The organism is Escherichia sp. WS2035 (assembly GCF_046487065.1).
In the GTDB taxonomy this organism is placed as follows: Bacteria; Pseudomonadota; Gammaproteobacteria; order Enterobacterales; family Enterobacteriaceae; genus Escherichia; species Escherichia coli.
In genome coordinates this window covers 62,253-82,646 of record NZ_JBJQKD010000016.1, presented here as the reverse complement: position 1 = coordinate 82,646, position 20,394 = coordinate 62,253, and the positions used below count along the sequence as shown (strand labels likewise).

The window sequence follows — 20,394 nt, the reverse complement described above, 5'->3', positions numbered from 1 at the left end:
AAAGCATTTGCTTAAATAGCATTGGCCAAAAGCATTCGAATGAATGATGTTCATATGGACAAGACAAAGTCCCACTCACGCCCAGAGGTGTAAAAGGCATTTAGATGAATGACGCACCGGCCGAGGATTGTATGTAGTTTCTCCAACTGATAGTTGCCGAACCAGGGAGCACAGTGATATGCGGCCTTCTCAGAATCAAGAGATAGATATTAAGGGAACAAAAAAGATTAGATATGAAGCTTAGTTACCTGCCCGATATCTAGTTAGAGCTTTTCAAACCATCAAAAGTGACTTTTATGCTTGAGGAGTCTCATCAGCTTCAGGATTGAGCTTAACGTAATCTTACCCCCTCCCCTCTTTCAAACTTTTACTAAGCGTTCACTGGTACTTTTCAAAGATTATGCTTTAGGCCCCTTTGCTTAAAAATTCACCAATCGCTAAACGTTAAAAAAAGGGGGTTTATGCGAACGGAAGGATCGGAATAAAAAAGTATTATTCATTCGCGTTTACGTGAACTCAAATCTACACGGAGTAATTATGGAACTTTCTTTAAATATTGGCCTTAGTGAAAAGAAATCTAACACGGCTGCACTTTTTAAAACAAAAAGCGCAAAAGTGATTTTGTTTGTTCTGCTGACCGTGCTTTTTTGCGGTCTGGCATATGCGGGTTCAGATGATGGGGCACTGGGAGATATTTGGTCATACATGAGTGAAAGTATGACTGGAGCTCCGGGCAAAATTCTGGCAGCCGCGATGTTGATCTCAAGCGTATATTTCTCTGTCCTTAAGCCTAACCCGGGCCTGGCACTGGTTTCATTATTCATGATGCTGGTAATGGCCAACGGCGAGAAAATTATCAGCACCTTTATGGATGCTGGCGTACCGCTGTAATTTATTGTTAATCATGCATGAGGGGGTTCATCCCCCTCTCTGGATTTTTAATGAGTAAGCAGAACGACGTTCCTCAGCATACCTATAGATTCCCTTTCAGGATCAACATGCCTCTACTGATTTTGTTTTGGGATGCAAAAAAAATAGGGCTTGCATTCATTCTGGTTGCATTTGGGAATATCTTCGAATGCTTCGGGTTTTCTGTTGTAGTAGCGGTTGTATATTGGATTGCGTATAACAAAGCAGCTGAGTCAGGAATAAGAGGATTGCTAAAACACAGACTCTGGTGGCTCGGTTTTTTGCCAGGTAAAGCAGTTTTTAGTAGCCGTTATTTCAACGATCCATTTATCAGAGATTTGTATTCTTGATGGAGCTATGAATGAAAATGCTAAGTGGCATTAACATCCCTTTTTTCAAAAAATCTAAAAAGGATGAAAACGGTGATCTTGAACAGTCATACGTAAAGAAAGATGAAAGTGCTAAGGGACGTTTTTTGGACATTAAAAAACGATTTAGCCCACAAGCTGAAGCGTCAGGTGCTGGAATTACATACAGCGCCCTGATTAATCGTGATACAAAACTTATCCGCATTAATACTGTTTCAATAGCCGTCATTGGGTTATTGGTTGCAAAGATTCTTTTTTTCACTGACCCAGTGACGATTGTTACCCCTCCAAACATGAATGAAGAGATCACGGTTGTTGGTAACAAAGCATCGGAATCTTATAAAACACAATGGGCTCTCTTTTTTAGTACCCTTTTAGGGAATATTAATCCAACTAATATTTCCTTTGTGACGGCCTATGTCCTCGATGCCCTTTCACCTGAACTACAGGCTAAAACGAGTGAGTCTTTACAGGAGCAGATAAATATCATGCAGGCTCGTGGTGTTGAGCAGACCTTTAAGCCTAATGATATTTACTTTGATCCAAAAAATGACATGGTCTATGTCTGGGGTACCAAAACGACTCGACTTGTAAATGTTCCGGACAAAACTGAATCATCGAAATGGACTTATGAATGGGTTCTCGGGATGAAAAATGGTCGCCCAAGAATTGCATATGTAAATCAATATTCCGGAACACCGAATATTAAAAAAATTACGATAAACGGCAAAGAGCAACTGGCAACGCTGGATAATCCGCCACCGTCTACAGGTAACAAGTGATGATTAAAAAAAAGGGCTTAGGGTTCAACGCAATTACCGCATTGATCATGCTCACGACTTCGAACTGCGTAATCGCTGAAGAATACCAATTGCCAGCAACAATTAATAACCCGGTTGTAATGCCAGTTGGTGCTGACGGATTTCAGAATGGAGCTGCAAAAGCCATTATTCCGGGTCAAGCTGGTTCTGAACAGTCAGGTGCACAAACAAACCTTAGTGAAGCCGGTAATGCGCAGGGACAAAAACCTACAACTGATCTCCCTACCGTGCAACTTTCCCCAGCCAGCAATGCTTCGCCTGCGGTAAGCGCTATTACTGGAGCATTATCAAATAATCCTAGTCTCCCCGGATTTGACGCACAGACCCGCTCTGGTGCAATTGATAGCTATGGGAGACCAACAGGTACCTCTTCCCAGCAGAATGCAACCAATGCGACCGCCACGTCAAAAGCCGATGAACTTTATGTCGAAGCTCGTAACCGATATAAAGAAGTTCAGCGTGTAAATGTGCCGCCTGGTGGGAATGTGGTACTGCCAGTTTCACGAGGACTTCAAAACAGAATATCGACCAGCTTCAAGAATGCTTCTGTCAGCACTTCTACCCCTGCTGAAGAGGCAAGCATATTTGTTAATGGTGGCGATGTCTTTATTTCAACTAATACCGATAAACCAATCGGGATTATGTTGTCGGAAGATCAGGTACCTGAATCGACCTATAACCTGACCCTGGTACCGCTTGATGTTCCCGGTGCGATGATTTCAGTTACTACATCTTTAAGCCCATCTATGCAAGCCAAACGTGAAACCTCATTGGATAAGCAAAACTATGAGGAAATGTTGGCCCGCTCCCAGTCAGAAGAACTGGCTCCATCGGATCCAAAACAAGACGATCATAAACAAAGAATCATTGATTTATTGACTCCTGTGGCTCTTGGTGAGGTCCCTTCAGGATTCAGTTTACAACAGGACCGACTTTCTCGTATTCCTGCGTCAGAGCAGTCCCCATGTAACTTTAATATGTATGCAAAGCTCGGTCAGAGACTGGTTGGCTCACGTGAACTTATTGATGTAATTCTTGTGAAAAACGATAAACCATACGGTCAAATCGTTGCTGATCAGCAGTGTATGGCAGAAGGCGTTATTGCAAGTGCTTTATTTGATAAAGCATACCTGCAACCGGGAGAAGAAACAGAGCTTTACATAGTCCGGGATAAATTGTTCAAGGAACGCGAGGCCCGGGTTACAACCAGACCAAGTCTAATCAGAAAATAATATGGGAAAAGTTACTTTGCCTGCTCTGCTTGGGGCCACCGTGATTGGTTTTGTCGTATTTGCTTTAACCAGCTTTTACTACAGGTCAGAATATATACCAAAAAGGAGTGTATTAATCGTTCCGGACGCACCCATTAGTATCGAAGATGGCAGTAACGCTTTTCCCGTTCAGACAGTAATAATGAACGATCCAACTCTTATTGATAAATTTGTAGGAGAGGACAATATTAATGAGGAGAATGCTTTTGACTATCACAAAAGTAACGTTTTGGAACCTAATTACAAACATGAAATATCTAGAACGAGCCAGATAGATAAAGCTGAAATGAATCATCCATCTGTTCGTGAAAACTGGGCCAGAGCAGGTGATCCCTATATCGTTCCTCAGATGTCTGACAGCGAACGAAATCTAAAAATTAAACGATTCCAGAAACCTACAAGTGGAGCTAATCATGGACATTAAAAAGGCCTGGGAAAATAAGACCGTCAGACTTTCTGTTATTGGCGCTCTGCTGGTAGTGATTGTTTATATTATTAGCCAGTCTATTTTTTCCACACCAGTTAAGAAAGAAAAGAAAACACAGAAAAAAGACATGCAGACCAATTTGTTGTTAGATGATTCGCAAATGAACAAATTGAGTAATGAAGAAAGCCAGAAAGTATATAAGGAAATGGTTAAGCAAAACCGACTTGATCAAAATGCGGCGAAAGAGGACCGCGAAAAAGCAGAAAAAGCCCAACAGGAAACTAAAGCCCAAGTTGCAAGTTTAACTTCTCAACTTCAGCAACTGTCTCAGCAAATTAATGATATGCAGACTAATCGAAACGGCAATCGTAACTTGGATGCTGGTAGTTCGCGTAAAACGATTAATGAGCAGGCACCGGCAGCTCCTTATCAGCTTAATGCTAATGCGCCGATTAATGGCGTAAACCCTAATTACGCGTCTATCACACCTACGCGTAATAGCCCGATGAGAACAATCACACAAAGTTCCATTAAGACTAATGGTACCGATGGTGTCATTCAGGTTATGCCCGTGTCTGAAAACAGAATCAAGGAAGGCAGAGAGGTCATTGCAGGAGATAAAGCGCCTACTCGGACTGTACGAGGTGATGGTACTGCGCCAGTTGATAGCAAAGCGCGGCATGCTGCCCGAAAAGATGAAATGTTTCTTCCGGCAACATCTATTATCACTGGTGTTCTGATTACCGGGCTTGAAGCGCCTACAAGCCTTTCTTCCAAATCAGAACCAATGCCAGTAACAATGCGTATTAAAAAAGATGTCATCATGCCCAATAATTTCACCATGGATTTGCGTGACTGTAACCTTCTGGGTTCAGCTGTTGGTGATTTGGCGTCACAGCGTGCTTACATACGTGCCACTTCTATCTCTTGTGTTAATTCAAAAGGGAAAGCTTTTGACGTAAAACTGGAAGCATATGCTGTAAGTGAAAATGACGGAAAAAATGGGATCCGAGGCACGCTTATCAGCCGAAATGGTAACGCAATTGCAGGAGCTGCATTTGCCGGTGGACTTTCTTCACTTGCCGGTAGCTTAAGCCCCAGTAAGGTATCTTCACTTAACATCGACCCTAATTCACAGGCTCAGTATCAGTCCCCTAATTTTGGTGCACTTGGGGCATTAGCCGGGGCTGGTGCAGCTCAAGGTGGCCTTAATCGACTCGTCGATTACTACACCGCAATTGCAGAACAACAGTGGCCAATCGTAGAAATTAGCCCTGGCCGAGCTATTACATTTGTCGTTCAGACCGGAACTACAATTCCAACGAATCTGACCAGTCGCTGAGGTTTAAATGGATAGTTTAGAAAAAAAAGAATCGACTGAATCAGCTGGACCTGAAATCACTAAAAAAATGGTGCGAGAAAGGACAACAAAAAAAATTACCTTCGAAATTGATATTGAAAAAATATTGAAGTATTTATTTTTCTTCGCCTTTGCCGTTTTGGTCATTATTTATGGTTATAAAGGCTTTATGAATGTTTACGATTACTTCAATAAACAATCACAGCCTTCGTACAAGATTGCAGTGCTTGACATGCCTGAATTACGTAAGGAATTTTTCAAGCATCACGGAGGCCGTACTGCTGACAATGATAGAACTCAATTCGAAGAATATTTCAGAACATTAATGAAGATCTACCGTGACCGTGGCTATTTAATTATTGATGCAACGCTTGCCGTTACTGTACCGGATAGTGTTGAAATCGTCACTTATATGGAACTTGAAGATAGCTCTGAAGCGGTACAATCAAGTTCTTATAATGCAAAGAAGTAGAGGGCACCCAATAGTGAAAAAGTTACTTTTCCCTTTAATGGCGGCTTTCGCCATTATGGCGAATACGGTCACTTATGCTTCAGAGCAGGTCCTAACTAATAGTGATGCTGCTGCGTTAATGGCAAAGGCAAAGGAAGGCGGCGTTTCACCCAGTCAGATCTCGGGTGCGTTATCAAAAATGAAAGGATATAAACCTAAGGATGCCATATACATTCCTTCTGGTGGGCTATACCTCTTTCAGGACGAGCGTTCGCAGCTAATGGCAGTAACGACCGATGGCCGATACTCCCTTACTGGGGGAAGCCTTGTTGATGTAATTAAACGTAAACCTGTTCTGACTGTAGAAGAAATCAGAAATTCCTATTTTATTAGTCTTGATGAGGCCCCCTTCCCTCTGGAAACTGTAGCGTCCATTCATCTGGGAAATTCAAAGCTTAAGAGACAAGCAGCCATTTTCTTAACACTTGATTGTGACGGTTGCATGGAACTTGTTAAGAAATTTTATGCAGATCGGGACAAGTATCGGATAGATATTGTTTTAGTTCCCTCACCCGGTGAGCCAAAAGAAGAGCTTAGAAGGCTCTGGTGTAGTAAAGAAAAAGGAAAAATAAACAACCTCGATATTCTTCGTTGGCTAATGGGAAGCAAATCCGACATTGAAAAAAGATTGCTCTCTCAAAAAGAAGCAGAAGAATGTCCGGCGGAACCTTTGGTAGCGTCATTGATGCTCGCAGGAATTTATAAATTGCAGGGTGTACCTTCAGTTGTCAGACAGGATGGTTTGGCTGGTAATGGCATTCCAAAAGATTTCGACTACTGGTTGAACCAAAGCGTTGAACCTCTCTTAAAAAATCCATTTGAGACAAATTAAGGCTAGTTTATGAACATCAAAAGATTGGTACTCAGTGCTCTGGTTGTAGGTACATCCTCATATCTTACGGGGTGCTCCATCGGGAGTTCCGAATCCGAATGTCCAGGCATTGAAAAGGGCGTTATCTGTAAAGGTCCTCGCGAAGTTATGGAGTTAACTAATAATCGAGATGATCTGTCTGCACTTGCGGGGGAAGAGTCGGAATCGGGAAAGGAGAAATCGGCTGTCAATGACAGCCGTTATCCAACTGAAATTAGCCCTCCAGGGGAAGTCAAATATCCACAGTCTACAACCCTTAAAAATCAGCCTGTGGCTTATTCAAAAACCGAAATTAAGCCAGTTGGTCAGTTACCTGTCATGTACGATAAAACTTTAAAAATGGGTGCCCCTACTTCATCCATTGGACCACGGCCTATTTCTGGTGTACCGGTTAATTCAAACGTAAGGATGACTAGCAGTTATAGCACTGCCTCTTCAGCTGGTAACCCTTTCGTTCATCCGGCTGCGGAAGTCGTTAAACAAACAAGCTATCCGGTTTCTGCTGGAAATGCACCACGCTACGTTGCACCTAATTCTGATATCAGCCCTGGCAAGGATATGTACTCTCTTTACAATGGCCAGCCCGTTAACCCTACTCTCAACACTGGGCAGATCCAGCAATACCGTTCGCAAGGTTATAAACAAGCTGTAGTGGCTCCTGAACCACTTGCTGTTCTGCAACAGGGGAAAGTAATGAGAATTACTTTTGCACCTTATACCGATGATAACGATGCGCTTAATCTTCCCGGCTACGTTTATGTCAACGTAAAACCGCAAACATGGATTGCTGGCAAGAATTCGACCTCAAACCCAGCTCGCATAGTTCCTTTAGAAGTACAGGATGCGGCCCGGGAAAATATGCAGCAGCAACAAAAAGCAACTAAAGCTGTCTCTTCGAACGGCATTGTTAGACAACTGTAAGGTCAAATATGGAAGCTATCAATAATTACAATAGCGGTTTAAATCGCCATCAATTAGGTGGGTTTATCCCTGTTTACGATCAATTAGCAGGGACTCACTATTTTTTGATTGATGGCAACAGATTAGGGTTTATGTTTATCTGTAATCCATCACCTGGAGTTTTTGATAATCAGCAAGATGTTCTTGCTGAAATGTTCAAAATGGATTTTCCTACAGATACTGTCTGTCAAATATCTCTGACTGCATTGCCAGACTTGACTTTACAGCTTAGTGCTTGGTCAGCTGTGCGAGGTGGGCGTATGACTGGGAACGATAAGCTTAAAGCAGATCTGCTTAATGGTTATCAGTTGGACTACTACGACAGAAGTATGCATAAGCCTTTAAAACCTGATCATGATAACCTTATGTTGAGGGATTTTCAGGTATGGATCTCGCTATCGATTCCTTTACAGTCTGCCCTTCCTACCGAGCTGGAACATTCGCGTATCGATTCACTTTACTCTGAACTTGTAAGTAAGTTAATTACGATTGGACTGCATCCGTTTAAGGTCGATGCAGAAAACTGGCTCTATTGTATAGATAAGGTCGTAAACCCCGGAAAGAACTCTCGGTGGGCTGAAGGTTTTATAGACGTTAACACTATGAAAAGGCTTAATGAACAAGTTAACGTTCCCGGCCGTAAGTATACAGTCACAGAAAATCATTTCTCATCAGTCACACAAAGTGACGACGAATCTGAGCATCGTTACTTCAAACAACTTTCCGTTGTAAAGTTTCCTGAATACGTCAATTTCGGTTGTATGTATGAGTTAGTAGTTAACTGGATGCATGGACGTAAGACAATTTTCAGCCCATTTATGATCACTCAGACTGTTCAGTTTGCCGATCCGCTCAAGTTGTCAAAAGAAAACGTCCGCTACAAAGCAATCACTAATAAACAGGCAAGTATACCTTCAGTTGTCACATTCTGCCCTCGCCTGCGGGATATGGATAATGACTACATGGCCGTAACTCGCGAGCTTGAGGATGGCGCAAAGCTTTTAAGAGGGTATCTTACTTTCACTGTTATGGGTAGTAATGCCAATTCTGTGCAGACAGCAGCTAACGATCTCAAATCCTTTTACCTCGAAAGCCGGGTCAAAGTAGCAGATGATTCCTTTATCGTTTTCCCGTCATTTATGTCATGTCTGCCAATGTGCAATGACCCAAAGACAATTTTCGACCTTGACCGATCCGAAGTAGTGAGCAACACCGGAGCGGCTCATATGACGCCGATCTTTGGGCCCTGGAAAGGTAATACAGATAGACCAGTACTGAGTTTAGTTTCTCGTGAAGGTCAACTCATGGGACTTGATATTTTCAAGACTTCTGCAAGCTATAACATGGTTATTGGTGCAACGTCAGGTGCAGGCAAGTCATTCTGGACAGCATATCTAATCAATAACTATCTTGGAGCTGGACCGCGATCTAATAACCTCGTTCATTATCGCTCAACATTTAAGCATTTTTTAGAAAACGAATACCCAGATGATGATCCTGATGGTGCTCAAGTTTTTGTAGTGGACGTGGGGCGTTCTTACCAGGGGATTGCGGAACAATATACAAACAGTCAATTTATTGATTTCGGTAAAACCCCTGACTTCACCCTAAATCCCTTTGCCTTCCTAACTGACATCACTGTTAACGACGATGTATTTAACGAAGCACCTGAATTTACCGGTGAATCAACTTCAAACGATGCAGAAAAAGACAAAGTTGCTCAGACCATAATGGTTCTGAATCAGCTAAAAATTATGGCTTCAGAGAAAGGCCTTATCGATGATTATCAACAATCAGTGATGCTTCAGCTTATTGCAGAAGAGTACCAGGAATCCAGAAAATCAGGTCGGACCGGTTCAATAACCGGCTTTGCTCTGCGTTGCAAGAAGCATGAAGACAAACGTATAAAGGATATTGGGGAGCAACTCGGAGCATGGTGCGAAGGTGGAATTTATGGGCACCGGTTTACCGATACGTTGCCTCCAATCAACTTCGACAGCAGATTTATTGTTTTGGAACTGGAGGAGCTAAAAGGCACCCCCCACCTTCAGACAGTTGTTTTAATGTCTATCATTCAGGCTGCTCAGCATGCAATGTTCATCAAAAAAGATGGGCGTCGTCGCTTGTTCATCCTAGATGAAGCTTGGGAGTACATTCGTCCTGATAATTCATCAGGTGCCGGAAATCAATCAAACCAATTCTTCTCTTCCTTCCTCGAAGCGGCATGGCGTAGGTTCAGGAAAACAAACTGCGCTGGCATCTGTATCACACAGTCGTTTGAAGATTATTTTACTTCTTCTGTTGGCCGGGCCCTGACTGCTAACTCGCCTTGGAAGATAATCATGAAACAAGAAAAAGAAAGCATTGAAGCAATGAAGGCTAATAAATATTTTTCTACTTCAGATGCAGAATATGAACGAATGAAAAATATTCGTACAGTCAAAAAGGTGTTTTCAGAGATGTTAGTCAGGTTCGAAAACTTCCAAGAGATCTGTCGGTTATACGTAGACCGGAAAATGGAGCTTTGTTTTACTACGGATAGTGCTGACAGGAGTAAATTATGGGAAATTCAAAGCCGCGAGAATTGTAGCTATGGCGAGGCAATAGAAATTCTCTATGCTCAAGAAGTAGCAGCGGGTTTGGCCGCGTAGAGTAAATATCTTCAAGCAAAAACAATTAAACCAGATGTCTCATAAGAATCTGGTTTTTTATTGTATGCCTTAAGTAAACAAATGAGGTTATGACTTAATGAGTTCATCACTGTGCTGCAAATTTTGGTTTTATAATTAATATGGCTTAAAAACAGTGACATAATTACAAATCGCATTTAGGTTGTGTACGCATTAAGTAAACAAAATTTATAACATCAATACTGACTTTATAAGATGAAATTCACGTAAATTACATTTTTGTTTACCAAAGGTAATCAAAGGAGCGCGGCATTATTAGTGAAAACAGATCACTGGTGTCATATTGCATACAAAACTTAATATCCTTTAATCATTCTTCTAAAAGTTTAATATTAACGCTTTGGTTTATGAAAATTTATCCAATTTGCTCACCGAAGACTTTTAACTTATTTAACCCCCTTTATCGCCAATCTGTGATTTTCTAATGTTAGCCTACAGTTCTAGGGCCCTTGCTCCCATGATGCGAATCCTTCCACCTAATAAAGATTAACGCCTCATTCCTGTATGCCGGTCTTACGACGCCAGTGCACGGACAATTTTTGGTCATCACAAGGCCAGGCGGGAGATTTAATCAGGGCGTGGTGTTCCTTAGCAGCAGCTGCGGCATTGTAAGCCGAAGGCGGAATTAACTCCTTTATCGCCATCTGGGGACGTCATTAGGGGTACCCCTTTTAACTTGCTCAGGACCATTAAGCTAAAATTCCGGATAGTGATTGACGTAAGATTTAGGCTAAGCAGGTAAAGTGATCCCCGCTCCCGGGGTGACCACTTTATACAAAAGGCCGATCGGAAGATTGTCCTTAGGGAAATATTCCTTTAACACAGCACGGGCACTTACTGCCGCTGCCGGATTTAACCCCCTTAATCGCCAAACTGGGGTACTGTCCTGATGCTGGCCTTCAGTTCTGGGCTGGGTGGCTATCACTTCCTCCCATAATGCGAAATGTAACTGCTGATACAGATTAACGTCATATTCCTGCGTGCCGGTCTGCCAACACCAGTGCACGGGCTTTTTTCGGTCATCACATTACCGGGCAGGAGATTTTATCAGGGCGTGGTGTGACTGAGCAGAAGCTGGGGCACTGTCAGCAGCTTGCAGATTTAACCCCCTTAATCGCCAAACTGGGATTCTGGTCTGATATTGACCTTCCGTGCTGGGCGGGGTTCGGTTTGCTAACACTTACTCCCATGATACGAAATGTGCCTGCTGATACAGATTAAAATCACATTACTGCATACCGGTCTGCCGACACCGGTGCATGGGCGATTTCCGACGATCTCAAGAACATATGGGAGATTATATCAGGGAGAGTAGTATGCCTGAGCAGCATCTGAAGGCACTGTCAGCCGCTGTCAGATTTAACCCCCTTAATCGCCAAACTGGTGTTCTGTCCTCATGCAGGCCTTCAGTTCTGAGCTGGGTTGCTATCACTTGCTCCCATAATGCGAAATGTACCTGCTGATACAAATTAACGTCGTATTCCTGTATGCCGGTCTGCCGACACCAGTGCTCGGGCTATTTTCGGTCCTAACAAGACCTGGCGAGAGATTTAATCAGGGCGTGGTGTGACTGAGCAGCAGCTGGGGCACTGTTATCCGCTTGCAGATTTAACCCCCTTAATCGCCACACTGGGGTTCAGTCCTGATAGTGTCCTTCCGTCCTGGGCTCGGTTGCTAACACTTGCTCCCATTGCGCCTGCTGATACAGATTAAAGTCACATTACTGCATACCGATCTGCCGACTCCGGTGCATGGCTTTTTCCGATAATCACAAGGACGGACGGGTGATTTTATCGTTGCATAGTATGTCTGAGCAGCATCAGAAGGCTCTGTCAGCCACTGGCAGATTTAACCCCCTTAATCTCCAAACTGGGATCAGTCCTGATAGTGTCCTTCCGTCCTGGGCAGGGTTGCTAACACTTGCTCCCATGATACGAAATGCGCCAGCTGATACAGATTAACGTCTCATTACTCCATGCCGGTCTGCCGAAACTGGTGCATAGCTTTTTTCGATATTCGCATGAACAGACGCTTGATTTTTTCAGGTTGTAATATACCTGAGCAGCATCTGAAGGCACTTTCAGTCGCTGTCAGATTTAACCCCCTTAATCGCCAATCTGGGATTTTCTGATGTTAACCTACAGTTCAAGGCCCTTGCTCCCATGATGCGAACCTTGCAACCTGATAAAGATTTAAGCTTCATTCCTGTATGCCGGTCTTACGACTCTAGTGCACGGGGACTATTTTCGGTCATAATAAGACCTGGCGGGAGATTTAATCAGGCGTGGTGTGACTGAGCAGAAGCTGGGGCACTGTCAGCCGCTGGCAGATTAAAACCCTTTATTCGCCATCTCAAGACGTCATTATGGGTAGTCCTTTTAACTTTCTAAGGACCATTAAGCTTAAACTCCGTTTAGAGAATGACGTAAGATTTAGGCTAAGCAGGTTAAGTGATCCCCGCTCCCGGGTTGAACACTTTATTCATCGTACGAGCGAAAGATTGTCCTTCGGGAAATATTTCTTATACACCGCTCGGGCACTTACAGCCACTGGCGGATTTAACCCCCTTAATCGCCAAACTGGGGTACTGTCCTGATGCTGGCCTTCAGTTCTGGGCTGGGTGGCTATCACTTGCTCCCCTAATGCGAAATGTGTCTGTTAATACAGATTAACGTCATTTTCCTGCGTGCCGGTCTGCCGACACCAGTGCACGGCCTTTTTTCGGTCATTACATTACCGGGCAGGAGATTTTATCAGGGCGTGGTGTTACTGAGCAGGAGCTGGGGCACTATCAGCAGCTTGCATATTTAACTCCCTTAATCGCCAAACTGGTGTTCTGTCCTCATGCTGGCCTTCAGTTCTGGGCTGGGTTGCTATCTCTTGCTCCCATAATGCGAAATGTATCTGCTGATACAGATTAACGTCATATTCCTGTATGCCGGTCTGCCGACACCAGTGCTTTGGCTATTTTCGGTCATAACAAGACCTGGCGAGAGATTTACTCAGGGCGTGGTGTGACTGAGCAGCAGCTGGGGCACTGTCATCCGCTTGCAAATTTAACCCCCTTAATCGCCAAACTTGGGTTTTGTCCTGATGCTGGCCTTCCGTTCTGGGCGGGGTTGCTATCACTTGCTCCCATCATGCGAAAAGTGCCTGCTGATACAGATTAACGTCATATTCCTTCATGCCGGTCTGCCGACACAAATGCACGGGCTTTTTTCGGTCCTTACAATACCGGGCAGGAGATTTAATCAGGGCGTGGTGTGACTGAGCAGCAGCTAGGACACTGTCAGCCGCTGGCAGATTTAACCCCCTTAATCGCCACACTGGGGTTGCCTCCTGAAGTTGGGTTTCAGTTCTGGGCTAGGTTGCTAACTCTGCTCCCATAATTCGTAGTGGGCCTACTCAAGAGATTAACACCTCATATCTTTAGACTGGACTGACGACAACGATTCACAGTTAGGAAACGTAAATCAGCACACCGGTGAGATAGATTTTAGGGTCTAAGCAAGAAATAGGGTAGGCGTGAAGATTCATTAATGGAGCTCATAACGTCAAAGCGTAGAGAAGTCGACAAGAATCGTGGTTTAAAAAGAATGAGCATTAGGTATGGACTAGAGAGTCTGAGCTCTCATCTGCAAGTTAAGCTCACAAAAAATCATAAAAAAGTAAACAAACATTAGCTTAGGATTGAAACAAAGGATAGAATTGTACGTATAACAATGAAATGGACGCATTATGCGTAAAGTTTACATATATGCGTAAAAGTCGGTTTTCAGTGCAAAAAGGTCATAACCATGAATTTACTTGAAAAGATCGCCCTCGTTGGTCAGCGCATGAAAAGCGAGCAGATTTCTCTTAAGGAATCTCTGATGGCTTCATCAAGAGTATCTGTTTCTGATGATAGTGTTGATGGTGTTGATAGACTGATCTACAACCACTGTTTAAATAAAAAAAATCTCTCTGATTTTTTTGGGAAGTCACGAGTAACGTTCAATAAAATACTTTCGGACTTAGAAGAAAAAGAAGTTGTTGGTGCACCTATTTATCAAAACAAAAATCATCTTTACACCCGCTGGGATGTTCAAAAAATAATGGATGCCCTGGGTTATCCCAAGTACCGCGATCATTACTTTAGCAGAGCTATTGTTACTCAGAATCATAAAGGCGGTACAGGGAAAAGCACTACATCTGTAGCTTTAGCAGTAGCAGCTGCTTTAGATCTACAACTGAATGCACGTGTATTAATGATCGAATGGGACCCACAAGGTTCGATTGGAAGCAGCATGATTCAAAGTGTCTCAGAAGATGATGTCTTCCTTACAGCAATTGATGCAATCCTTGGAATTTATGAAGAAAATTCTGAGTATAAAAAATATTTAGATTCAGGATTCTCTGAAGAAGAAATCATCACTAATATGCCTTTTTCAACGCATCTGCCAAACTTGGACGTGATAACGGCATTTCCGACAGATGCTCGTTTTAAAGATAAATACTGGCAATGTTCTAGAGAAGAACGAACGTCTTTGTTACTACGTTTCAAGGAAGTTATCTTACCGGTACTGAAGCAGAACTATGATTTGATTATTATAGACACTCCACCTGAAGATTCACCTTTGATCTGGGCTGCTGACGAAGCGGCCGATGGGATTCTTGTCGCAGTGTCACCACGTGAATATGATTACGCCTCTACTACAGACTTCATGCTTACAATAAGTGAAAGGTTTAAACAATCACCAAGTAAGGGCGATAATTTAAAATGGTTCAAAGTTCTTGCTGTCAATGTTGATGACAAAAGTCCATATGAAAGAATAGTTTTGGATAAATTAATCAGAACTGTTCAGGACCTTTTGATGTCCGCTAACATAAAAAATTCTGAAGCATTTAAGGCAGCTGCTTCCAAAGGGCGTACAGTGCTTGATATCAAAAAATCAGAGGAACTTTGTTCCGCAAAGCAACTTGATGTCGCAGAAGAATCTGTATTACAGGTATATCAACAATTTATAAATGAAATAAAAAGTTTTTCAGCTAAGCAAGGAGTTAACGCATGAGCGATGAGCAACATATCGGGAATGATAAATCTCGATATTTAAACGCACCAAAGCGGACAGAAGTCGGTCACCGTTCAGGTCTTGCGGGTTTGAAAACAGCACCTCGCATAAAAAAGTTATTCACTCTTCATAAGGGCCGAAGACTTGAAGCGGAACATGTGATTGTTCCAGCCCAGAGAGTGGAGAAGGAGACCTTAGTCCATCCAGCAAACCCACGAAATCAAGAAGCCCTTACAGATTATTCTGTTAGAGATATTCTTAAGCAGATTGAAGAAAGAGGGGTCGATACCGAAGGGATCGCTGTAAAAAGAGATGGGGTTTATTTATTAATAGAAGGAAGTCGCAGACGTTTCTGCTGTATAAAGGCAGAAAAGGATCTCCCCCTGTGGGTACTACCGGATGAACTAACCGAAGATGATATAAATTCAATTATATCCGCAGCACAAACATCTCGAAAATTTTCATATAGAGAAGTTGGGTTTCAATTTATCAAGAAAATGGAAGAAAAGGGATTTTCTACTAATGAAGAACTCGCAGCATATCTTGGGATTAGTCATGTATCGGTAGCCAAAAGAATCCAGGCGGCACGTATTGACGAAACATTGATCTCTTTATTCCCGGATTATGAAGGAATACCGAACTCCTATTATAGTCGCTTGTCTCGTTTACAGAAATATGTGCAAAAAAATCTATTTCCTTTAGATGAAGTAATAGATAATGTTAAAGAGGAAACAAAAGATTTAGACATTGGAGATCTCCAAGTTGCCCAAAAAGTTGTAATGGAGAAAATCACACAATCTGTGGAAAGTGTTTGTGAAAAATCTTATTCCACAAAATGGGAAACAAGTGATCTTATTACTTTTGATAACAAAGATAAGTATGCAAGAATCAGTAAAAACAATACTGGAAGAAAAATTCGCATTGAATTCAATAGGATAAGTGCGGGTTTTATTAAGGAGCTAGAGGAGTTCATAAAAGAAAAATTAAAAGTATCAGAATAAATATTGAACTGCATCTTTATGATGCAGTTCATATGATTTATATTTTTAATTTCTTGTTATATTAATATGGGGTGTGCGCAGGTTCAGACATATAAGGTCTTAGTTCTATATGAACAGAAGCGCCATTCCCATCATTTACTACGTTTAAAGGTGCTTTGCCCGGCAATGACATAGTTGCAACGTCAGGTCCAGAAACAGCAAAATTATTTTCTGCTGAAGGCATTACTGTAAAAATCTTTATAGCAACATTTTCATGTCTAAATAAAGAAATCCCAAAAGTAGAACCAGCTTCGGTATTGCTCACGTCCACAACCACAGGGGTTTTTCCTAGATATTCATTAGTTAGTATGTTTTTTACTAATGCCCCTTCCGGGACAGTATAGATACGGTATGGATATGCTAAAACTGAGTGACAAAAACATAATAAAATAACAATTAATGTTTTTTTCATAGATTATCCTCATTCAAAAATAAAAGATATAACTCTTGAAAATCGTGGTTATTAATTAGGTCCGCTTTTCCGGGAAAATCGTAACTAACAGAAAATAAAAGAGAAAGAGAATCTTTTCCTTTTGCTTTGGGAGAGATTCTGCTAAAAGCACGGTTAATAAACATAAGTTGATCTTCATTGTTGAAGCAAAGTCCAAGCATTCCAACCGTAGGAACTACGAATGTGCTTACGCTGCCTGGGGGCAAAAGTTGCTTACTACGGGCATTGTAAGCACAACGACTACCACCTAGCGTTAGGCCTGAAAGCTCAATAAAACTTCTGGTTCCATTCTTGGCGACAAGCCAAACATCAGTTCCTGAACTTTCGACACGTAAAGTAACTTTTCCGTCAGTAAAGGCCTCACTTTTATTGTATAGAATAGGGTCAAAACCAACTGTCGGGAGTTCTTCGATTTTACTTTCTACTGACTGACAACCAGTCAGTAATGCAAACAATAAAAGTGTGATAACTTTAATCATCCCGCTTCCTTAGATTGTTTTTGGCGCTGGTTATAAAAGATAATGATTCACCGGGGTAGAGAATTGTTTCTTTCGTCCAATAACGATAACCACCGAGGATATCTTTTCTTTTCTCAATATAAACCGGTTCAGAAAATTCTAAATGTTGATATTTCGGAAGAGATAAGATTTTATATTTTACTTGTCCAACTAAGAGGTAATTCTTCTCTTTAGGATTGATGGTTACTGAATTACCAACACTTTGAGGTATGTTAAGTTTTTTTATATTTAGATCAGAATCGTCAGGAACGGACACTTGATCATTAGATGTCTTTCCGGGAAGAGTAAACCCTTTACCCTGATCCGGTCCAAAGATGGCAATTACATCTTTGTTGTTTCTTGTGATCGAAACGATAGCCTGAAGGGGCGTATTAGCAAGGTCATTTATAAACGATATAGTTATACTTGATTTAGGCTCGACCCAAATAATGCTTTTTCCGGATGTGCCTTCGCTTAATGCAATTTTTTCATTTAGTAAGATTTTATTTTTGGCAATGATATTATACTCAAGTTTCGGTATCACCATAAAAAGTGATTCTTTATTTGAAACATTCATGATTTCTAAGAAATTGGTTTTGGTCATGCTGGTCTTTAGAACAGGCCTATATTTACCATTTATAAACCACCTTCCGTTTATAAGCTCCGCTTTAGCAGATATAAGTGAATCACTTTTCTGAGCGGCAGAAGAAAAAGCATCTTTTCTTTGCTCTTTCTCTTGATGTGGTGCAGCTGCTGCGTGAAGATGCAAAAGTAATGTTGAAATTGAGATAATCTTCCATTTTATCTTCATCTTGTTACCTCAATGTTGTTTTCAATCGAATCGAGTTCTAACGGATAGGTTTTAAGTGAATAAAACTTGTTTGTTGTTTGTATTAGCTGATGACACAATAAAACTGGATTGTTCTTCATGATTATTTCTACTAATGTAAGTGCTGGTGAGTCAGTTGGCGGTATACCCGGAGCAACTATTACCTGGTCTTCTAATTTTGACATATAGAGTGATCCAGTATTTATATGTAAACAATTACCGATCAGTACTGGAAGATTGTTTTGAGTACGACCATGGGCTTTTCGAATGCTGTTTACAGGATTCCTACCTAGGACCATAAGGTTGACGTCATTTATCATCATTGGTATTACGGCATGGTCCATACCGAATAGAAACTGGCTCTGAAAAATATTCACATTGGCATAGTTGAATGCTTGAAGCGCATTATAAGTATCAGTGAATGATGTGCGGATAGGGGCGTAATCAGAAGGGCAAACCCCAATTTTTATATCGCCTTTGAGTAAAATCTGCATCATCGTACCAAGCTGGGTATTAAGAAGTTTTTTTATCTCTTCCTCTAAATAGTAACGATTTACAGCTTTATGCCACTTTCCGCCCATTACACACCATCTCTCATTGAGGTATGTGCTGGGGTAAAATGTTCTCCGGTCTTTGTTTAATGGTAACAATTTTTTTAACATTTCTTCTCCGGCTCCGGCAGCTGAGAAATGCCTCACAAAACGTCCATCGAAAAAGCCACTGTTTATCGCCTTCATCAACTCTATGGGTTCCGGCCCATAGTCAAACAAATTTCCAGTAGAGAAAATTACTATCTCTTCTTCTGGCTTTGTAACTGATTGAATCAAGTTGCACAGCGCAGAGTAATGTCCATGAGGATCTGCCAGAAAGAAAATCCTTCCCGAGAAGTTTGTAAGGTCTATAGTTTGGACGTGCTCAGCTGCCATAAATTCCTCTACGTATGTTTACATCGATGATACGGTATTTCGAGCTATGATTTTTTTACATAAAGGCGTCATTTTGGATTCTAAGCCTAAGGACCTTTGTTACTTACTGGTAAAGGCTCCAGTCCTGGCTCTCAAACAGTTCATACTTAGGATGCAAAGTAACTTTCTGATTATAATTGGCTCCTTTATAAACATGTTTACTTCATGAATACAGGATATTTAACGGTAATGTATTTAAAATGGAAGGATGCTGAAATAACATAGAGTTACGTATTTTTTTAATAGTGTTGATGTTGATAATAGGTCACCATTAATGTATAAAGTTAATATCTAATATGGTCCTATTAATAAAAGAGAGTTTTTATGGCTGAACTATTAAAATCTGAAAGTCCTGTTTCACAATCATTGCAGGATATCACTGAAGCTTTAAAAATCGTTGTCGATGATGGAAGTAAAGCTGCAAAACTGGTTTGTCTTAATGAAAGAAACGAATTAGTTCCCTTGCTCACACAAAATAGTTTTGTTCCAGATTTCCGTGTTCGCCATGAGGGTCTCAATCCTTTTAACTATCTTATTGATGGGCTGGAAAGGTTTTCGCATCACAGCGAATCTAGTAACTCACTGGAATCGACTGATGTATCTCACCAATACGATGAAATTAGCCGGTTAAATGTTCACCATGCACTTCATGCTTCTGGTTTAGTTCCTCAGGATGTTCACCTCTTTGTTACTTTACCTCTTAGCCAGTTCTATACTGCTTTAGGGGAAACGAATATTGAAAATATTCAGAGAAAAAAAGATAACCTGATGAAACCAGTTGAGCGTTATCTTGACGGTAAACGCTATTCTTTCAACGTTTTGTCTGTGACTGTTTTCCCTGAATCTTTACCAGCTGTGACCCGGGCAGATGAAATTGAGGATATTGCTTCATTTGAATCAAGTTTGGTAATTGATCTTGGTGGTACTACTCTTGATGTTGCAAGTATTACTGGGCAATTAGAACAGATTTCGAAAGTAAAAGGTTTTGACCGTATTGGTTGTTCTATTGTTTACGATGAGATCAGCAGGTATCTTGAATCTGAGAAACTGAATACGAGTAATGCTTACATTCATCATCTTGTTGATAATCGTCATGATAAATCAGCTTTGAAGGTTGCAGAGGACAAGCGTGACGGTGTTTTTGATGCGGTAAACTCTGCGGTACAGAAGTTGCAAAGTAAAGTAATCAGAGCGGTTACACAAGTCGAAGAGAGGCCTCATAATGTTTTCCTTGTTGGGGGAGGTTCATATCTCATCGAAACAGCTATTCGTAAACATTTTGAAACGGCTAAAGTTATCATGGTAGACAATCCGCAGTTCGCATTATCTTTGGCAATTGCTGATACTATTTATTCAGAATAATGAGCTAGAAC

At 41.5% G+C, this 20,394-nt stretch carries 17 protein-coding genes; 13 read left to right on the top strand and 4 right to left on the bottom strand.

Going from position 1 to position 20,394, the window contains the following annotated elements; translation table 11 throughout:
* Positions 1-537 precede the first annotated feature (537 nt).
* From ACJHX4_RS21760 to ACJHX4_RS21705, 12 genes are all read left to right on the top strand, one after another.
* Positions 538-891 (top strand): hypothetical protein, encoded by a 354-nt coding sequence (locus ACJHX4_RS21760; protein WP_000423602.1) that lies wholly within the window; start codon positions 538-540, stop codon positions 889-891.
* 17 nt (positions 892-908) lie between these two features.
* Positions 909-1,259: a type IV conjugative transfer system protein TraL gene (locus tag ACJHX4_RS21755; protein WP_024152015.1), complete on the top strand. Its 351-nt coding sequence runs from the start codon at positions 909-911 to the stop codon at positions 1,257-1,259.
* 11 nt (positions 1,260-1,270) lie between these two features.
* Complete coding sequence (locus ACJHX4_RS21750; protein ID WP_000783153.1) at positions 1,271-2,059, top strand: TraE/TraK family type IV conjugative transfer system protein; 789 nt, start codon at positions 1,271-1,273, stop codon at positions 2,057-2,059.
* Complete coding sequence (locus tag ACJHX4_RS21745; RefSeq protein WP_000592090.1) at positions 2,059-3,330, top strand: type-F conjugative transfer system secretin TraK; 1,272 nt, start codon at positions 2,059-2,061, stop codon at positions 3,328-3,330. Before ACJHX4_RS21750 ends, ACJHX4_RS21745 begins: the two co-directional genes overlap by 1 nt.
* A gap of 1 nt (position 3,331) precedes the next feature.
* Positions 3,332-3,793 carry a plasmid transfer protein HtdO gene (gene htdO, locus ACJHX4_RS21740; RefSeq protein WP_000521240.1) on the top strand — a complete coding sequence of 154 codons (462 nt, stop codon included), beginning with the start codon at positions 3,332-3,334 and terminating at the stop codon, positions 3,791-3,793.
* Positions 3,783-5,138, top strand: a complete 1,356-nt coding sequence (gene trhB / locus ACJHX4_RS21735) for an IncHI-type conjugal transfer protein TrhB (RefSeq protein ID WP_000351841.1) — start codon at positions 3,783-3,785, stop codon at positions 5,136-5,138. The genes htdO and trhB overlap by 11 nt, the downstream gene beginning before the upstream one ends.
* 7 nt (positions 5,139-5,145) lie before the next feature.
* Positions 5,146-5,628, top strand: coding sequence for a hypothetical protein (locus ACJHX4_RS21730; protein WP_000377633.1), 483 nt, complete (start codon positions 5,146-5,148; stop codon positions 5,626-5,628).
* Positions 5,629-5,746: 118 nt separating this feature from the next.
* Entirely contained in the window at positions 5,747-6,499 is a 753-nt protein-coding gene (gene htdT, locus ACJHX4_RS21725) for a protein-disulfide isomerase HtdT (protein ID WP_183079335.1), read from the top strand.
* A 9-nt stretch (positions 6,500-6,508) separates the two neighbouring features.
* Entirely contained in the window at positions 6,509-7,459 is a 951-nt protein-coding gene (gene trhV, locus ACJHX4_RS21720) for an IncHI-type conjugal transfer lipoprotein TrhV (protein ID WP_001022587.1), read from the top strand.
* Between the two features lie 8 nt (positions 7,460-7,467).
* Positions 7,468-10,149, top strand: coding sequence for a TraC family protein (locus tag ACJHX4_RS21715; protein WP_000387412.1), 2,682 nt, complete (start codon positions 7,468-7,470; stop codon positions 10,147-10,149).
* Positions 10,150-13,985: 3,836 nt separating this feature from the next.
* On the top strand, positions 13,986-15,239 hold the full coding sequence (locus ACJHX4_RS21710; RefSeq protein ID WP_032084678.1) for a ParA family protein: 1,254 nt from the start codon (positions 13,986-13,988) through the stop codon (positions 15,237-15,239).
* The gene (locus tag ACJHX4_RS21705) at positions 15,236-16,240 is read left to right on the top strand and encodes a ParB family protein (RefSeq protein WP_032192066.1); all 1,005 of its coding nucleotides are present in this window, start codon (positions 15,236-15,238) and stop codon (positions 16,238-16,240) included. The genes ACJHX4_RS21710 and ACJHX4_RS21705 overlap by 4 nt, the downstream gene beginning before the upstream one ends.
* Positions 16,241-16,301: 61 nt before the next feature.
* Here the strand turns inward: ACJHX4_RS21705 and ACJHX4_RS21700 are convergent, their stop codons facing one another.
* From ACJHX4_RS21700 to ACJHX4_RS21685, 4 genes are read right to left on the bottom strand one after another with little or no spacing between them, the layout of a single operon-like run.
* On the bottom strand, positions 16,302-16,691 hold the full coding sequence (locus ACJHX4_RS21700; RefSeq protein WP_001572421.1) for a hypothetical protein: 390 nt from the start codon (positions 16,689-16,691) through the stop codon (positions 16,302-16,304).
* Positions 16,688-17,209 carry a hypothetical protein gene (locus ACJHX4_RS21695; protein WP_000598516.1) on the bottom strand — a complete coding sequence of 174 codons (522 nt, stop codon included), beginning with the start codon at positions 17,207-17,209 and terminating at the stop codon, positions 16,688-16,690. Before ACJHX4_RS21695 ends, ACJHX4_RS21700 begins: the two co-directional genes overlap by 4 nt.
* The gene (locus tag ACJHX4_RS21690) at positions 17,202-18,038 is read right to left on the bottom strand and encodes a hypothetical protein (RefSeq protein ID WP_042634275.1); all 837 of its coding nucleotides are present in this window, start codon (positions 18,036-18,038) and stop codon (positions 17,202-17,204) included. Before ACJHX4_RS21690 ends, ACJHX4_RS21695 begins: the two co-directional genes overlap by 8 nt.
* Positions 18,035-18,982, bottom strand: a complete 948-nt coding sequence (locus ACJHX4_RS21685; RefSeq protein WP_046788422.1) for a metallophosphoesterase — start codon at positions 18,980-18,982, stop codon at positions 18,035-18,037. The genes ACJHX4_RS21690 and ACJHX4_RS21685 overlap by 4 nt, the downstream gene beginning before the upstream one ends.
* A 363-nt stretch (positions 18,983-19,345) precedes the next feature.
* On the opposite strand from ACJHX4_RS21685, the gene parM reads away from it, so the two are divergent.
* Positions 19,346-20,383: a plasmid segregation protein ParM domain-containing protein gene (gene parM / locus ACJHX4_RS21680; protein ID WP_000818955.1), complete on the top strand. Its 1,038-nt coding sequence runs from the start codon at positions 19,346-19,348 to the stop codon at positions 20,381-20,383.
* Positions 20,384-20,394 lie beyond the last annotated feature (11 nt).

What these genes read in the sequence shown, in the direction of transcription:
- ACJHX4_RS21695 (WP_000598516.1), bottom strand. Translation starts at nt 17,209, where the DNA reads ATGATTAAAGTTATCACACTTTTATTGTTTGCATTACTGACTGGTTGT.
- ACJHX4_RS21700 (WP_001572421.1), bottom strand. Translation starts at nt 16,691, where the DNA reads ATGAAAAAAACATTAATTGTTATTTTATTATGTTTTTGTCACTCAGTT.
- ACJHX4_RS21715 (WP_000387412.1), top strand. Translation starts at nt 7,468, where the DNA reads ATGGAAGCTATCAATAATTACAATAGCGGTTTAAATCGCCATCAATTA.
- trhV (WP_001022587.1), top strand. Translation starts at nt 6,509, where the DNA reads ATGAACATCAAAAGATTGGTACTCAGTGCTCTGGTTGTAGGTACATCC.
- ACJHX4_RS21750 (WP_000783153.1), top strand. Translation starts at nt 1,271, where the DNA reads ATGAAAATGCTAAGTGGCATTAACATCCCTTTTTTCAAAAAATCTAAA.
- ACJHX4_RS21760 (WP_000423602.1), top strand. Translation starts at nt 538, where the DNA reads ATGGAACTTTCTTTAAATATTGGCCTTAGTGAAAAGAAATCTAACACG.
- ACJHX4_RS21745 (WP_000592090.1), top strand. Translation starts at nt 2,059, where the DNA reads ATGATTAAAAAAAAGGGCTTAGGGTTCAACGCAATTACCGCATTGATC.
- ACJHX4_RS21705 (WP_032192066.1), top strand. Translation starts at nt 15,236, where the DNA reads ATGAGCGATGAGCAACATATCGGGAATGATAAATCTCGATATTTAAAC.
- ACJHX4_RS21755 (WP_024152015.1), top strand. Translation starts at nt 909, where the DNA reads ATGAGGGGGTTCATCCCCCTCTCTGGATTTTTAATGAGTAAGCAGAAC.
- trhB (WP_000351841.1), top strand. Translation starts at nt 3,783, where the DNA reads ATGGACATTAAAAAGGCCTGGGAAAATAAGACCGTCAGACTTTCTGTT.
- parM (WP_000818955.1), top strand. Translation starts at nt 19,346, where the DNA reads ATGGCTGAACTATTAAAATCTGAAAGTCCTGTTTCACAATCATTGCAG.
- ACJHX4_RS21690 (WP_042634275.1), bottom strand. Translation starts at nt 18,038, where the DNA reads ATGAAGATAAAATGGAAGATTATCTCAATTTCAACATTACTTTTGCAT.
- ACJHX4_RS21730 (WP_000377633.1), top strand. Translation starts at nt 5,146, where the DNA reads ATGGATAGTTTAGAAAAAAAAGAATCGACTGAATCAGCTGGACCTGAA.
- htdT (WP_183079335.1), top strand. Translation starts at nt 5,747, where the DNA reads ATGGCAAAGGCAAAGGAAGGCGGCGTTTCACCCAGTCAGATCTCGGGT.
- htdO (WP_000521240.1), top strand. Translation starts at nt 3,332, where the DNA reads ATGGGAAAAGTTACTTTGCCTGCTCTGCTTGGGGCCACCGTGATTGGT.
- ACJHX4_RS21710 (WP_032084678.1), top strand. Translation starts at nt 13,986, where the DNA reads ATGAATTTACTTGAAAAGATCGCCCTCGTTGGTCAGCGCATGAAAAGC.
- ACJHX4_RS21685 (WP_046788422.1), bottom strand. Translation starts at nt 18,982, where the DNA reads ATGGCAGCTGAGCACGTCCAAACTATAGACCTTACAAACTTCTCGGGA.